The organism is Marinobacter sp. (genome assembly GCF_035268745.1).
GTDB lineage: Bacteria > Pseudomonadota > Gammaproteobacteria > Pseudomonadales > Oleiphilaceae > Marinobacter.
Genome location: NZ_DATFKH010000141.1, coordinates 18057 through 32160 on the forward strand (window position 1 = coordinate 18057; position 14104 = coordinate 32160).

General features: G+C 58.6%; 14 protein-coding genes. 9 read left to right on the forward strand and 5 right to left on the reverse strand.

The genetic code is table 11. From position 1 onward, the window contains the following. The first annotated feature begins 60 nt into the window (after positions 1–60). Positions 61–429 carry a PilZ domain-containing protein gene (locus tag VJ956_RS11215; protein ID WP_324084878.1) on the forward strand — a complete coding sequence of 123 codons (369 nt, stop codon included), beginning with the start codon at positions 61–63 and terminating at the stop codon, positions 427–429. A 194-nt stretch (positions 430–623) separates the two neighbouring features. Here VJ956_RS11215 and radA read toward each other — a convergent pair whose 3' ends face one another. Continuing rightward, positions 624–2003 carry a DNA repair protein RadA gene (gene radA / locus VJ956_RS11220; RefSeq protein WP_324084880.1) on the reverse strand — a complete coding sequence of 460 codons (1380 nt, stop codon included), beginning with the start codon at positions 2001–2003 and terminating at the stop codon, positions 624–626. Then, positions 2003–3664: an energy-dependent translational throttle protein EttA gene (gene ettA / locus VJ956_RS11225; protein ID WP_324084882.1), complete on the reverse strand. Its 1662-nt coding sequence runs from the start codon at positions 3662–3664 to the stop codon at positions 2003–2005. The genes radA and ettA overlap by 1 nt, the downstream gene beginning before the upstream one ends. Before the next feature lie 356 nt (positions 3665–4020). Between ettA and glyA the strand changes: the two genes are divergently transcribed. The 7 genes from glyA to thiL are packed head-to-tail and all read left to right on the forward strand — an operon-like array spanning position 4021 to position 10004. Next, positions 4021–5277: a serine hydroxymethyltransferase gene (glyA, locus tag VJ956_RS11230; RefSeq protein WP_324084884.1), complete on the forward strand. Its 1257-nt coding sequence runs from the start codon at positions 4021–4023 to the stop codon at positions 5275–5277. 31 nt (positions 5278–5308) lie between these two features. Then, positions 5309–5827 (forward strand): transcriptional regulator NrdR, encoded by a 519-nt coding sequence (nrdR, locus tag VJ956_RS11235; RefSeq protein ID WP_324084886.1) that lies wholly within the window; start codon positions 5309–5311, stop codon positions 5825–5827. Next, complete coding sequence (gene ribD, locus VJ956_RS11240; protein ID WP_324084887.1) at positions 5824–6939, forward strand: bifunctional diaminohydroxyphosphoribosylaminopyrimidine deaminase/5-amino-6-(5-phosphoribosylamino)uracil reductase RibD; 1116 nt, start codon at positions 5824–5826, stop codon at positions 6937–6939. The genes nrdR and ribD overlap by 4 nt, the downstream gene beginning before the upstream one ends. A gap of 28 nt (positions 6940–6967) precedes the next feature. Beyond that, the gene (gene ribBA, locus VJ956_RS11245) at positions 6968–8083 is read left to right on the forward strand and encodes a bifunctional 3,4-dihydroxy-2-butanone-4-phosphate synthase/GTP cyclohydrolase II (RefSeq protein ID WP_324084889.1); all 1116 of its coding nucleotides are present in this window, start codon (positions 6968–6970) and stop codon (positions 8081–8083) included. Between the two features lie 11 nt (positions 8084–8094). After that, positions 8095–8571, forward strand: coding sequence for a 6,7-dimethyl-8-ribityllumazine synthase (gene ribE / locus VJ956_RS11250; RefSeq protein WP_324084891.1), 477 nt, complete (start codon positions 8095–8097; stop codon positions 8569–8571). Continuing rightward, positions 8571–9047, forward strand: coding sequence for a transcription antitermination factor NusB (nusB, locus tag VJ956_RS11255; protein ID WP_324084893.1), 477 nt, complete (start codon positions 8571–8573; stop codon positions 9045–9047). Before ribE ends, nusB begins: the two co-directional genes overlap by 1 nt. 3 nt (positions 9048–9050) lie before the next feature. Continuing rightward, positions 9051–10004: a thiamine-phosphate kinase gene (gene thiL / locus VJ956_RS11260; protein ID WP_324084896.1), complete on the forward strand. Its 954-nt coding sequence runs from the start codon at positions 9051–9053 to the stop codon at positions 10002–10004. 60 nt (positions 10005–10064) lie between these two features. On the opposite strand, the gene VJ956_RS11265 is transcribed toward thiL, so the two are convergent. After that, the gene (locus tag VJ956_RS11265; RefSeq protein WP_324084898.1) at positions 10065–10268 is read right to left on the reverse strand and encodes a DUF6316 family protein; all 204 of its coding nucleotides are present in this window, start codon (positions 10266–10268) and stop codon (positions 10065–10067) included. Between the two features lie 256 nt (positions 10269–10524). Between VJ956_RS11265 and VJ956_RS11270 the strand changes: the two genes are divergently transcribed. After that, positions 10525–11196, forward strand: a complete 672-nt coding sequence (locus tag VJ956_RS11270; protein WP_324084899.1) for a DUF2057 family protein — start codon at positions 10525–10527, stop codon at positions 11194–11196. A 25-nt stretch (positions 11197–11221) separates the two neighbouring features. Here VJ956_RS11270 and VJ956_RS11275 read toward each other — a convergent pair whose 3' ends face one another. Both VJ956_RS11275 and VJ956_RS11280 read right to left on the reverse strand, forming a co-directional pair. Further along, positions 11222–12751, reverse strand: coding sequence for a wax ester/triacylglycerol synthase family O-acyltransferase (locus tag VJ956_RS11275; protein ID WP_324084902.1), 1530 nt, complete (start codon positions 12749–12751; stop codon positions 11222–11224). A gap of 29 nt (positions 12752–12780) precedes the next feature. Further along, positions 12781–13692 (reverse strand): LysR substrate-binding domain-containing protein, encoded by a 912-nt coding sequence (locus VJ956_RS11280; protein WP_324084908.1) that lies wholly within the window; start codon positions 13690–13692, stop codon positions 12781–12783. Positions 13693–14104 lie beyond the last annotated feature (412 nt).

The window sequence follows — 14104 nt, forward strand, 5'->3', positions numbered from 1 at the left end:
CCAGCGGTCTTTATGGATCACCCACTCCGCAGGCCGATAACATCAGCCAGGAGCAGTCTCATGCCAGGAAAGGCCCCGGAGAACCGCCGTTTTCACAGAATATCCTTCGATGCAGACTGCGAGTTACACTGCCAGGATTCGGTGTGGTCGAGCAAAGTGCTGGATATTTCCCTCAAGGGTATACTGGTGGAGCGTCCTGAGCACTGGGATGTGCCGCTTAATCAACCCTGTGAAGTCGTGATTCCTCTGGAAAACCAGGAAACCGGCATCGTTATGGCTGTTGAACTTCGCCATATCGAAGCCCGGCGGCTGGGTTTCAAATGCCAGTACATCGACCTTGAGACTGCCAGTCATCTCAAGAGGCTGGTTGAGCTGAATCTGGGGGACGAGGTACTGCTTGAGCGGGAATTTGCACACTTGATTGACTGATCAGTGTCCGGCATGGTCGCGGCTCGTCGTTCGTATCTTCGGGGCTTGGGTGTGGAGTTGGTCATGTCCTTCCAAAAATGTGCGGAGCCATGGATGGCGGAGCCCAAGCTCACAGGGATGTGCTTGAAGCGTTTTTTGGAAGGACATGACCAACTCCGCACATGCATTATACTGGCAGACCCGGGCCGTAAACTTTAAAGCTCTTCCAAAGCCGAAAGTGCATCACTCAGCTTGGCAACAGGAATCACCTTCATACCTTCAATAGCCTTCCGCGGCGCATTTGCCCTGGGTGCCAGAGCCCGGGTAAAGCCATGCTTGGAAGCCTCGTAAATCCGCTCCTGGCCACTGGGTACCGGCCGGATTTCGCCGGACAGCCCGACCTCGCCAAAAATCACCAGATCCTGCGGCAATGCCCGGTCCCGGAATGAGGAAACCACCGCCGCCAGCAGCGCAAGGTCGGCACTGGTCTCGTTGACCTTCACCCCGCCGACAACGTTCACGAATACATCCTGGTCCGACACATGCATGCCGCCATGTCGATGCAGCACCGCCAGCAGCATTGCCAGCCTGTTCTGATCCAGACCAACGGCAACCCGGCGGGGATAGCCGCCCTGGGCCATATCTACCAGTGCCTGGATCTCGACAAGCATCGGGCGGGTGCCTTCCCATACCACCATCACCACACTGCCCGGCGCAGCTTCTTCACCACGATTCAGAAAAATTGCACTGGGATTCTTAACTTCTTTCAGGCCCTGTTCCAGCATGGCAAACACACCCAGCTCGTTAACGGCACCGAACCGGTTCTTGATGCCCCGAAGCGTGCGGTAGCGGCTGTCGCTTGAGCCTTCCAGCAGTATCGAACAATCAATCATATGCTCCAGTACTTTCGGACCCGCCAGGCTGCCATCCTTGGTGACATGGCCGACAAGGAACAGAATGGTCCCGGTCTGCTTGGCAAACCGGGTCAAATAGGCGGCGCTTTCCCGCACCTGGGACACACTGCCCGGCGCCGATTCCGAGTCCGCCACGTGCATCACCTGAATACTGTCCACCACCAGAATCCTTGGCTTTGCGGCCTCTGCGACCTGAATCACCCGCTCCACGCTGGTTTCCGACAGCATTTTCAGGTCCCTGGTGGGCAGCCCCAGCCGCCTGGCCCGCATGGCGACCTGCTGCAGGGATTCCTCACCGGTCACATAGATCGCCGGAACACTGGCAGCCAGGTGACACACGGCCTGTAATAACAAGGTGCTCTTGCCCGCGCCGGGATGACCGCCCATAAGAACGGCAGAGCCTTCGACCAGCCCGCCGCCCAGCACCCGGTCAAACTCCTGCATACCGGAACTGATGCGGGGCTGCTCGGCCAGGCTGACATCCTCCAGGCTCTGGACTTCCGACAGGCTGCCGGCAAACCCCTCAAAGCGCTGCCCGCGATTGCCTCTGGCGTTGTGGCCACTGACTCCGCGGACTTCGCTGATGGTGTTCCAGGCCTGGCAGGCGGTGCACTGGCCCTGCCATTTGGAATAGTCGGCACCGCATTCGGTGCAGACAAACGCGGTTCTGGCTTTTGCCATCAGGCCAGCTTCTTGTACTTCATGCGCTGGGGCACCATGGCGGAATCCCCTTTGCGTTTGCGGTGGTCTTCATCGTACTCGCTGAAGTTGCCTTCGAAGTACACTACCTCGCCATCATCCTCAAACGCCAGGATATGCGTGGCTACCCGGTCCAGGAACCAGCGGTCGTGTGAAATCACCAGCGCGGAGCCGGGAAAATTCAGTAAAGCTTCCTCCAGCGCCCGCAGGGTTTCCACATCCAGGTCGTTGGTGGGTTCGTCCAGCAGCAACACATTGCCGCCCTCTTTCAGGAGCTTGGCCAGGTGCAGGCGGTTGCGTTCACCCCCGGACAGGTCGCCCACCCGCTTCTGCTGGTCAGAACCCTTGAAGTTGAAGCGCCCCACGTAAGCGCGGGAAGGAGTCTCGTAGTTACCGATCCTGATGATGTCATTGCCATCGCTGAGCTCTTCCCAGACCGTGTTGTCGTCATTCAGGTCCCGCATCTGGTCGACATAGGCGAGCTTGACGGTCTCACCCACGGTGATGTCACCGGAGTCTGGCTGGTCGTGACCGGCAATCATCCGGAACAGGGTGGACTTGCCGGCGCCGTTACCACCGATAATGCCCACAATAGCGCCGGGGGGCACACTGAAAGAGACATTTTCGTAAAGCAGGCGGTCGTCGAAGGATTTGCTGATGCTGTCAACCTCAATCACCTTGTCGCCCAGGCGGGGGCCCGGCGGAATGTAGATTTCGTTGGTTTCGTTGCGCTTCTGGAACTCTTGCGAGTTCATTTCCTCGAAGCGTGCCAGGCGGGCCTTGCTCTTGGACTGACGGCCCTTGGCGTTGCTGCGAACCCACTCCAGTTCATGCTTGACGGCTTTCTGGTGGGATGCTTCCTGCTTGGATTCCATTTCCAGGCGCTTTTCCTTGTTCTCCAGCCATTGGCTGTAATTGCCCTCGAACGGGATGCCCTGACCGCGGTCCAGTTCCAGAATCCAGCCGGCCACGTTGTCGAGGAAGTAGCGGTCGTGGGTAATCGCGACCACCGTGCCGGTGTAGTCGTGAAGGAATCGTTCCAGCCAGGCCACGGATTCCGCGTCCAGGTGGTTTGTCGGCTCGTCCAGCAACAGCATGTCAGGGCCGGAAAGCAGCAGTCGGCACAGGGCGACACGGCGGCGCTCACCACCGGACAGGTTCTTGACCATCGCGTCCCACGCCGGCAGTCGCAGTGCGTCCGCCGCTACTTCCATTTTCCGCTCAATGTCATGGCCATCGGTGGCCTGAATGACTGCTTCCAGTTCGCCCTGCTTCTTGGCGAGGGCATCAAAATCAGCATCCGGTTCGGCATAATCCGCGTACACCTGATCAAGCTCGGCTAGCGCGTTATGAACGTTGGCAACGGCTTCATCAACGATTTCCTTGACGGTTTTGGTTTCCTCCAGCTCCGGCTCCTGAGGCAGATAACCTACGTTGATACCGGGCTGCGGGCGGGCTTCGCCAATGTAATCCTGGTCGATTCCCGCCATAATGCGCAAAAGGGTCGACTTGCCCGAGCCATTAAGGCCGAGAACACCGATTTTGGCACCGGGAAAGAAGCTCAGTGAAATATCCTTGAGAATCTGGCGCTTGGGGGGAACGACCTTCCCGACGCGATTCATAGTGTAGACGTATTGGGCCATAGTGGCAGGATCCTTCTTGCGAGTTGTATTTCGAAGCCACTGAGGATGTCTGACCAGGGTCGTCGGGCTGGGCGATCAGGGACCGTCAAAATCAGGGATGATTTTGTCGAGCTTACAGGGACGTATTCACAGCGTATCCCGGATAGCCCAGCCCGACGACCGTGACTCCAGTGGCAGCAACCAACGAATATTGACCGGGTAAGGTATCGAAACCTATCGGTGATAGCAATTGAGAGAAAACGGGAGCTGGCTTCATGCCGGTTTTTACGGAATGTCTGAAAGATGATTTTACACCCATTTATAAGCTAGAATAGGCGCCTTTTTCGGGCAGCTACGCACATAGAGGCAGCGCATCCATGTTTAATCGTGATATGAAAATCGCCGGCTACGACGACGAACTCTGGAACGCCATGCAGGCGGAAACCGAGCGGCAGGAAGCCCACATAGAGCTGATCGCATCGGAGAACTACACCAGCCCCCGGGTTATGGAAGCGCAGGGCAGTGTGCTGACCAACAAGTATGCCGAAGGTTATCCCGGCAAGCGCTATTACGGCGGCTGCGAGTTTGTAGATATCGCTGAAGATCTGGCTATCAGCCGCGCCAAAGAGCTTTTCGGAGCAGCCTACGCCAACGTACAGCCCCATTCCGGCTCCCAGGCCAACTCCGCCGTATTCATGGCCCTGCTCAAGCCGGGCGATACCGTACTGGGGATGAGCCTGGCCCACGGTGGCCACCTGACTCACGGTGCCAGCGTTAACTTCTCCGGCAAGATCTACAACGCCGTTCAGTATGGCATCGATACCGATACCGGACTGATTGATTACGACGATGTCGAACGCCTGGCAGTCGAACACAAACCGAAGATGATTATTGCCGGTTTTTCGGCCTACTCGCAGGCACTGGATTTCGGCCGCTTCCGCGCCATCGCCGACAAGGTAGGTGCCTACCTGTTCGTCGACATGGCGCACGTGGCTGGCCTGGTGGCAGCAGGGGTCTACCCCGACCCGATCCCTCACGCCCATGTTGTGGCGACAACCACCCACAAGACCCTGCGCGGCCCCCGTGGTGGCCTGATTCTGGCCTGCGATGACGCCGATTTGCAGAAAAAGCTGAACTCTTCGGTGTTCCCCGGCGGCCAGGGTGGCCCGCTGATGCACGTAATTGCGGCCAAGGCCGTGTGCTTCAAAGAAGCCATGAGTGATGATTTCAGGGCCTACCAGAAGCAGGTCATCAAAAATGCCAAGGCCATGGCCGACGTGTTTATTGCCCGTGGCTTTGACGTCATCTCCGGCGGTACCGAGAACCACCTGTTCCTGGTCAGCCTGATCCGGCAGGACATCACCGGCAAGGATGCCGACGCCGCACTGGGCAAAGCCCATATCACGGTCAACAAGAACGCCGTGCCCAACGACCCGCGCTCGCCGTTTGTCACCTCGGGCCTGCGTATTGGTACCCCTGCGGTGACGACGCGGGGCTTTGGTGAATCCGAGTGTCGCGATCTGGCAGGGTGGATGTGCGATATTCTGGATAACCTCGAGGACGATTCTGTCAACGATCAGGTCCGCGAACAGGTCGTGGGCCTGTGCAGGCGATTCCCGGTTTACGCGGGCTGACCAGGCCCGGGGCCCTCCGGAGTTGTGACTTATGCATTGTCCTTTCTGTGGTGAAGCAGATACCAAAGTGATTGACTCCCGGCTGGTGGCGGAAGGGGATCAGGTGCGTCGTCGCAGGGAGTGTCTGTCCTGTCGCGAACGGTTCACTACCTTTGAGTCTGCCGAGCTGGTGATGCCAAGGGTGGTCAAGCAGGATGGCACTCGTCAGCCTTTCGATGAAGACAAACTTCGCTCGGGGCTGATGAAGGCGCTGGAAAAACGGCCCGTCAGCATTGAGGAAATCGAGGCAGCACTGAACCGGATCAGGTTCCGCCTGCGGGCTACCGGTGAGCGGGAAATCAAATCCATGCATCTGGGTGAAGAAGTGATGACCGAGTTGCGGCAACTGGATAAAGTCGCTTACGTCAGGTTTGCCTCGGTTTATCGCAGCTTTCAGGACATCAATGAGTTCAAGGAAGAGATTGAGCGCCTGTCAGCGAACTCTGGCGAGGATCCAGTCGACGTGGCCAAGGCGTTGGCGGATACCGGGCGTCCGAAGGGACGGGCATGACCGATCGCCTGGATACGGCAATGATGGCCCGGGCCTTGCAGCTGGCGTGGCGTGGGCGCTATTCCACCCATCCGAACCCGCGGGTCGGCTGTGTAATCGCCCAGGGTGACCGTATTCTGGGTGAGGGCTGGCATGAGCGCGCGGGGGAGGCACACGCTGAAATAAAGGCGTTGAGCCAGGCGGGTCCGCAAGCCCGGGGGGCGACAGCCTACGTCACTCTTGAGCCCTGCAGCCATTTCGGGCGCACTCCTCCCTGTGCCAAGGCGCTGGTCGAAGCCGGGGTGGCCCATGTCTATGCCGCCACCGAGGACCCTAACCCCGCCGTTTCCGGGCGAGGTCTGGCGATGCTGCGCGATTCCGGTGTTAGCGTGACTATGGGCCTGCTGGCGGACGAAGCCATGCGCCTGAACCCGGGTTTCATGAAGCGCATGCATACCGGCAGGCCTTTTGTCCGTCTGAAAATGGCGGCAAGTCTGGATGGGCGCACCGCCATGGCTTCCGGCGAAAGCCAGTGGATTACCGGCGCCCGGGCACGGCAGGATGTTCAGCGCCTGCGGGCGGTCAGCGACGCCATTCTTACGGGTGTGGGTACAGTGCTTGCTGACAACCCGTCGCTGACGGTACGGCGGGAGGAACTGGGAGAGATTGGCGATGCCACAGAGCCTTCCCGGCAGCCGCTGCGGGTGATTGCTGACCGGGATGCCAGAACCCCGGCAGACTCCACCATACTCAGGGGTGGCAATGTTCAGATTTTCTGCGCGTCCCCCACCCTGGACACGGCACCGGCGCAGGATCTGGCAGCGCTTGGTATCAGCCTTAGCGGTGTGGCCTGGAAAGACAACGGCATTGATGTAGGTGAGCTACTGGACAGTCTTGGCGAACTTGGCATCAACGAGTTACTGGTTGAGGCGGGCCCGACGCTTGCGGGCACTTTCATCAACGAGCGCCTGGTAGACGAGCTCTGGCTTTACCAGGCCCCGGTTTTTCTGGGCAGCACCGGCAGGCCGACAGCGAAGTTACCACTGGAGTCGATGGCAGACAAGGTGCAATGGAAGGTGCTGGACCGGCGTCAGGTCGGCGACGATCAGAGACTGATTCTTGCTCCGGTCTGAAGCAATTTCACAAAGGCAGTCAAACAGTATGGCACTGAACAGTATTGAAGAGATGATCGCGGATATCCGTCAGGGCAAAATGGTTATTCTGATGGACGATGAGGATCGGGAAAACGAAGGTGATCTGGTCATGGCGGCCGAACACTGTACGCCCGAAGCGATCAATTTTATGGCGCGCTTCGGGCGTGGTCTGATATGTATGCCCATGACGCGCCAGCGCTGTGAACAGCTTGGCCTGCCATTGATGGTCGAGCGCAACGCCTCCGGGTTCGGCACCAAGTTCACCCTGTCTATTGAAGCGACAGAGGGTGTTACCACCGGTATCTCAGCCGCGGATCGTGCCCGCACGGTGCAGGCGGCGGTTGGGCGTGATGCCAGGGCTTCCGACCTGGTCCAGCCGGGCCACATCTTTCCGCTGATGTCGGATCCGGGCGGTGTGCTCAGCCGCGCAGGGCACACCGAAGCCTCCTGCGATCTGGCAGCTCTGGCAGGCAGCGAGCCCGCTGGTGTTATCTGCGAAATCATGAATGACGACGGTTCAATGGCCCGGCGCGAAGACCTTGAACGTTTTGCCCGGCAGCACGATCTGAAAATCGGTACCATTGCCGACCTGATCCATTACCGGACCATGAATGAGCGTACCGTAGAGTGCGTCAAGCAGAATGATCTTGACACCGAATATGGTGTGTTCAGTTTGCGGACGTATCGTGACACCATTCAGGGTTCAACCCACCTGGCGATGGTGATGGGCAGGATTTCGCCCGATGAGCCGGTCCTGGTTCGGGTCCATATTACCGATACGCTGCGGGATCTTCTGGGCGCGCGCCGGGTGGATTCGCGCAGCTGGCCATTGCATCGGGCACTGGAAAAGGTGGCCGCCGAGGGGCAGGGCGTTGTGGTGCTTCTCAACAGTGCCGAGGACAGCTATAACCTTGAGGACCGGATCCAGGAATTCTTCGAACAGGGGAATAAATCCGCGGCCAAAGGCAGTTCCGGTGTCTATTTCACAGTGGGGACAGGCTCCCAGATCCTGCGGGATCTTGGAGTGGGCAAAATGCGTCTGTTGAGCCCGCCGATCAAATTCTCCGCGATCTCCGGGTTTGATCTGGAAGTCGTGGAGTATGTGCCTTACAACCCCCAATGAAGGAGCCATGCATGGCAGACATAAAAGTAATTGAAGGCGATTTCAGAAACTGCAGCGGCCGCTACGCCCTGGTCGTGGGCCGGTTCAACGGATTCGTGGTGGAAAGCCTGGTTGAGGGCGCGCTGGATACCCTTCGCCGCCATGGCATTGCGGATACCGACGTCACCATTATCCGGGTGCCGGGAGCCTACGAGATGCCGCTGGCAGTCAAGCGGGTGGCTGATACCGGAAACTTTGACGCCATTATAGCCCTGGGTGCTGTTATTCGTGGAGGTACACCGCATTTTGAATACGTCGCCGGCGAAGCTTCCAGTGGTCTTGGCGCCGTCAGCCTGGACAGTGACATTCCGGTCACTTTTGGCGTACTGACGGTGGATTCCATTGAGCAGGCAATTGAACGGTCCGGCACAAAAGCTGGCAACAAGGGTGTCGATGCCGCTATTACCGCGCTGGAAATGGTCAGTCTGTTCAATAAGTTGGGCGAGTGATGAGTGCATCTGACGAAAGCGCAGCTAAACCCGCTGCTACCGGGCAGCCAAAAGCCGGTGATCGCCGCCGTGCCCGGGCACTGGCAATGCAGGGTCTGTACCAGCGCCATTTCACCAAAAGCTACATTACCGATATCGAATCCGAGTTCATTGTCGATAATGATATGTCCAGGGTCGATACCGCCTATTTTCGTGATCTGCTCAGGGGGGTACACCGTGAGCAGGCGGAGCTTGACCGGTTGCTGGAGCCTTTCCTGGAAAGGCCGATTCATGAGGTGGATGCCATAGAGCTGGCCATTGTGAGGATAGGCACCTATGAACTGAAACACCGGCTGGATGTGCCCTACCGGGTCGTTATTAACGAAGGCATTGAAATGGCAAAAAAGTTTGGCGGCACCGAAGGCCACAAATTTGTCAACAGCCTGCTGGACAAACTGAGCCAGCGCCTGCGCCTGGCCGAAACCCGCAAACGCTGAGTGATGGGCGAATTTGAACTGATTCGGCGGTATTTTTTTCCGCTTGCCGATGCCGGGCGGCACCCGGATATTGTGCTGGGGCCCGGAGATGACTGCGCAGTTCAGCGGCTGCGGGAAGGTGTCGACCTGGTCTTTTCTGTCGACACGCTGGTTGAGGGTGTTCATTTCCCGCAACACTATGCACCGGAAAAACTCGCCTGGCGAGGCCTGGCGGTCGCCGCCAGCGACCTTGCCGCCATGGGGGCTGATCCGGTCTGTTTTACCCTGGCGATTACGCTGCCTGAAGCCAGCCCCGTCTGGCTTCAGGATTTCAGTACAGGGCTCGCTGCCGCTTCCCGGCAATTCGGGCTGAGCCTGGCCGGTGGCGATACCACCCGCGGGCCGCTCACGCTCACGCTTCAGGTTCACGGCACGGTTCCGAGAGGGGGCGAGATACGGCGCTCCGGGGCAAAGCCCGGTGATCTCATCTGTGTGTCCGGGACGCTTGGCAATGCCGGAGCCGCGCTGGAATTTCTCGATGAGGGTTCGCCGACGCCGGCGCAGGCGGAGCTGCTGAGCCATTATCATGCGCCTCAGCCGGGAATTGCATTGGGTCAGGCGCTGCGGGGAAGCGCATCGGCCGCTGTGGATATTTCCGATGGCCTGGCGGCGGACCTCGGGCACCTGCTGGAAGAATCCGGCGTAGGAGGCACAATCAATGTTGATTGCCTGCCAATATCCGATACGCTGATCGCTCTCAGGCCGGACGCAATCGATCTCGCACTTTACGCGGGGGATGACTATCAGTTGTGTGTCACCTTGCCGGAGTCGTCCTATGAAAAGCTGGAAGGCACGGTTCGGGACCAGTTGACGGCAATCGGCAGAATTACAGCGGGGAGCGGATTGTCAGTCGAAGGCGCCGGCCAACCGGGATCAGAGCGGCGCAGGCAGGGCTACGATCATTTCGGAAGCCAGTGAATGCAGCAGGGGAGCGACGAAGGCTGGCAGCTGACCCCTGAACATGGGAACAAGGCGGTGTCAGTGGACCCGCCGTTCGGCCGGCAGCAATTTTACCACGTGCAGGAAGCGTTGAAGTCCGGTTTCTGCCCGCCCGCGCGAGGCGAAAGGCCCGCTGTCAAAGCCCTCTCTGGTCGTGAAGTACCACTTTCCACCGACGCAGAAATAGCGACTGCTGCGGAACGGCGCCCTGCCTTCTTCACCTTCGCGACGCTGGATATCCATGGTTCCTCCCCGGTCCGTAATTGCATCTTTTTGACAACGAACCTGTTGTTGTAGTTTTGTTTAAAAATAAATCAATTGTCGCCAAATTGAAATTTTTTTGCATTTCTTTTTTCAGGGATCGCCGGTTCAATGGGTTGTTGCCTGGCCCTGGAATGTGTCCGGCCTTGCTCTCCCGCGTCGGTCTGGTCAGAATGCGGTCCCAGTGAGTTGTAACTATAGCCAGCAGGCCCGGCTGATAAACCGGCAGGAGAAAACCATGAAAAGACAAGGTGAAGCGCCTGGTGCAGGGCGGCTGCGGACTGGCCTGATGGTCATTGCCGGCCTGATTCTGTTGTCTGGCTGCAGTTCCAGTATGACCCGGGTGCAGACCTGGGAAGGTGAGGCTGCGGATGCCGGCCAGGTGGCTATCCTTGAGGCACCCGGTGCGATCAGGGTCGAGGAGGTGAATGGTCGCCCCATGCCCAGTTTCCTGATCGATGACCTCAGCCTGGATTACGAACTGCTCCCCGGAGAGAACCGGGTGGTATTTACCTACAGGACGATCTGGGCCCGGTCGGGCGTGGTAGATAACGACGAGTCCAAAGTCCATGTGGTTGAAACACCGCAACAGATATTGACCATTGATGCTGAACCAGGGGCAAGGTATCAGTTCGAGATTGACAAACCCGGCACCCGTGCGCAGGCGGAAGCAATGGCCAGTGACTTTTCGGTCAGGCTGCTGGACTCCGGCGGCGAGGTCGTTGCAACATCGGCGCCCCGGGTTGACGCAGACGCTCGCACCAGGGCCGCTCGTGTGCCGTTGCCCGATTCCCGCCCCGGCAATGTGCCAGCAGGTGCATCAGCACCGACTCTGGACCGGTTAAAATCCTTGTGGGGCGAAGCGTCCGAGGAAGAAAAGCGCGAATTCCTGCGCTGGGCGTTTGAGTGATACGACCGGTTTGGGCCCCAGGAGGCTAATTGCGAAAACGTGAAATGGTCTTGCGAATTGTTGCTTCCATGAACGTCAGGGCATCATCCACCAGGGTCGGCTGGGCCCCGTTATCGAAGTGAGTCTCCATCGGTTCCTCTGCGAGCTCGGCGGCCGCCGCTTCAATGGCGTCGAGACTCTGCGCCAGAAGTGACTTCAGTGACTGACCCTGGGCCACCACGTCCGGACACAGGGTGAAGTTGATGGTCAGACGCCCCTGGTAGCTAACCGCAACAATCACCAGTCCCATGCTGTCGAAAAGCGGAGCAGTATTGAACTGGGCGGCCAGTTTCGCACCCTGAAGATAAAGCGGAACCTGGGGACCGGGCACGTTGGTAATGGGCAGGTTGAATACCGGCTGATAACGCTGGGCAATCTGGAGCTCGGAATAGAGCCGGGCTGAAAGTGCCAGCATGGTGGACGGCAGTAACTCGGTCAGGCGGTCAGCCGCGATGGCTTCCCGGTAGGGCTCGGACTCGGCCGCATTGCGGTGAATCCGGCGGATCCGGTTTGCCGGGTTCGGCTCGTTAGTGGCCAGATCCAGCAGTATCGCCGACATCTGGTTGCCGGTCGCCTTGCGAAGGCTGCTGGATCGCACCGAAATGGGGGTCATGGCGATCAGCGACCGGTCGGTTTTTATATTCTGCTCAAGCATATAGCGCCGCAGCGTTTCGGTGCATAACCCCAGCACCACATCGTTGAGAGTGACACTGCCCAGCATTGCCTTGATGGTTTTCAGGCGCGAGAGATCGACACTGCCGGCGACAATCTGGCGATTGGCCGTGATCTTTCGGTTAAATGGGCTGTGGGGTGCTGAAAACAGGGGAAATGGCAGTGGCAGCCTGCGCATGTGCTTGTGGATAATACCGCGAGCGGTAGCTTCAGCGGCGCTGAAAGCAATAGAGGTGACCTGCAGGGGCTTGCGGATCAGGTTGGCACCAGTCTGCAGTATCACTCGCTCATCTGAAGGCGCCGGCGCCGGTGCCCAGTTTCTGGGCGGGTCAATGTGGCGGGGCCTGGGGCTGTATTCAAGCAGCTTGGCAATGATTTCCTCGCCGCTGAAGGCATCTATGGCGGCATGGTGAAGTTTTACAATCAGGGCAAAATCACCCTGTTTCTCCGGCTCGTCAGAATTTCGGAAACCATCCACAAAGGTAATGTGCCACAGCGGCCGGTCACGTTTGAGGGGTTGCTCCAGGATTCGTGATGCCAGCCTCATCAGGCTGGCCTGATCACTGTTTTCACCCAGATTTACGTAGGCAAGATGGCGCTCGATGCTGAAATCAGCGTCGTCTATCCAGTAGGGGCGCCCGAGTCTGAAGGGAATCTCTTTCAGGCGCTGGCGGAAAAGCGGAACGACGTGCAGCCGGCTGTTCAGATAGGCCACGAAGGTACTGAAAGCCAGTGGTGTATCGCGGTCTGAAGCATCAAAAAGATAGATGCCGCCGATGTGCATGGGGGCGGTTTCGGATTCCAGATAAAGAAAAGATGCGTCCAGTTCCGACAGCTGCCGCATGTTTTAGAACTCCATTCCGGTTACGCGCGTCAGCGCAGTATAAACGACTCGAAGCATGACCCGTTAATCAGCCGCTCCCAGAACCACATCAGCGCCTTGCCACGGTCTTCGGAATGGCGCGCCAGGTGCAGCATGATCGGTTGCCGGGGTTCGTGGACCTTCAGGGCCTTGAGCTCGCCCCGTTCCAGCGCAAGCCGGACCCGGGGTTCTGGCAGCCAGCCGACAGCCAGCCCGGCTTTCTGGATGGCGATCTTCTGGTCAATGTTGGACACGGTCAGGGTTCGCTGACGGCGGAAAATACCGGCATTGCCCGGCGGCAGCGAGCGGGACGTGTCCGCCGCAACGGCTGCCGGAAAGGCTGCGATATCGGCCTCTGTCAATGGCCGTTCGGCACTGGCCAGAGGATGGTCCGGCGACACAGCGTAAACAAACGACATTTCGCCCAGGGGGCTGGTGGTGAATGCGCCGGCGGGTTTGCTGATCTGGTCGGCGCCCACAATCAGGTCAATTCGTCTGCTTTGCAGGGCGTCCCAGGAACCGGCAAATACTTCTTCGACCAGTTGCACCTCTACCGGTACGCCAAGCTCATAAAATTCTCTGACCGGTTCAAACAGGCAGTCTACCGGCAGTAGCGAGTTGAATCCGATGCGCAGGCGGGTTTCCCAGCCTTTGGCGACCTGTTGGGTGGTATGGGCAAGGGTTTCGGCGGCTTCAAGCAGGCTGCGGCCTTCCTCCAGCAGGTAACCGCCAGCGGGAGTCAATGCGGCCCGGTGTCCGGTGCGGTCGAAGATGGCGACGTTGAGATCCTCTTCCAGTTTCTGGACGGTATAACTGATGGCCGACGGCACCCTGAACAGTTCATTGGCGGCACCGGCAAAGCTGCCTTTGCGGTCGATGGCATCGAGGACTTTGAGGGCGTCTATGGTAATGGCTGTGTGCATGTTCGAATTATCTGATTGAGTTGGCCAGAATTGATTGTTTGAGAGCGTAGCAGGCTCGCCGGTATTCTGCTCTCTATTTCCTGCGATCTTGAGTTTGGGGGCGCGGGCATTGGGGCAGGCCTCCTCAAACACGCCGTAAACCCTTCCATGGGGGCTCGGCATTGCCATCCATGGCAATGCACGGTTTGCGGAGGCCTGCCCCAATACCCTTGATCAGCAAAGTTCCTGCCTTCCCTGGATCGCCAAACAAATTATTAGGCTGAAAGAAAGTAGGCGGACACGTCCATTCAGGACCGTATGCAGCAGGGATGCTGCATCCGAGCCTACATGGGTGAAGCCGAGCGCTTATGAAGCAAAGCTTCATGCGACAGCTGAACGACAGCAATCTGTGATTGCTGGCTGGACCCCGCAG

Bases quoted from the DNA above. Each gene is read 5' to 3' on its own strand.
- ribE (WP_324084891.1), top strand. From the start codon at position 8,095: ATGGCAGACATAAAAGTAATTGAAGGCGATTTCAGAAACTGCAGCGGC.
- VJ956_RS11215 (WP_324084878.1), top strand. From the start codon at position 61: ATGCCAGGAAAGGCCCCGGAGAACCGCCGTTTTCACAGAATATCCTTC.
- thiL (WP_324084896.1), top strand. From the start codon at position 9,051: ATGGGCGAATTTGAACTGATTCGGCGGTATTTTTTTCCGCTTGCCGAT.
- VJ956_RS11280 (WP_324084908.1), bottom strand. From the start codon at position 13,692: ATGCACACAGCCATTACCATAGACGCCCTCAAAGTCCTCGATGCCATC.
- ribBA (WP_324084889.1), top strand. From the start codon at position 6,968: ATGGCACTGAACAGTATTGAAGAGATGATCGCGGATATCCGTCAGGGC.
- VJ956_RS11265 (WP_324084898.1), bottom strand. From the start codon at position 10,268: ATGGATATCCAGCGTCGCGAAGGTGAAGAAGGCAGGGCGCCGTTCCGC.
- ribD (WP_324084887.1), top strand. From the start codon at position 5,824: ATGACCGATCGCCTGGATACGGCAATGATGGCCCGGGCCTTGCAGCTG.
- VJ956_RS11275 (WP_324084902.1), bottom strand. From the start codon at position 12,751: ATGCGGCAGCTGTCGGAACTGGACGCATCTTTTCTTTATCTGGAATCC.
- nusB (WP_324084893.1), top strand. From the start codon at position 8,571: ATGAGTGCATCTGACGAAAGCGCAGCTAAACCCGCTGCTACCGGGCAG.
- glyA (WP_324084884.1), top strand. From the start codon at position 4,021: ATGTTTAATCGTGATATGAAAATCGCCGGCTACGACGACGAACTCTGG.
- VJ956_RS11270 (WP_324084899.1), top strand. From the start codon at position 10,525: ATGAAAAGACAAGGTGAAGCGCCTGGTGCAGGGCGGCTGCGGACTGGC.
- radA (WP_324084880.1), bottom strand. From the start codon at position 2,003: ATGGCAAAAGCCAGAACCGCGTTTGTCTGCACCGAATGCGGTGCCGAC.
- nrdR (WP_324084886.1), top strand. From the start codon at position 5,309: ATGCATTGTCCTTTCTGTGGTGAAGCAGATACCAAAGTGATTGACTCC.
- ettA (WP_324084882.1), bottom strand. From the start codon at position 3,664: ATGGCCCAATACGTCTACACTATGAATCGCGTCGGGAAGGTCGTTCCC.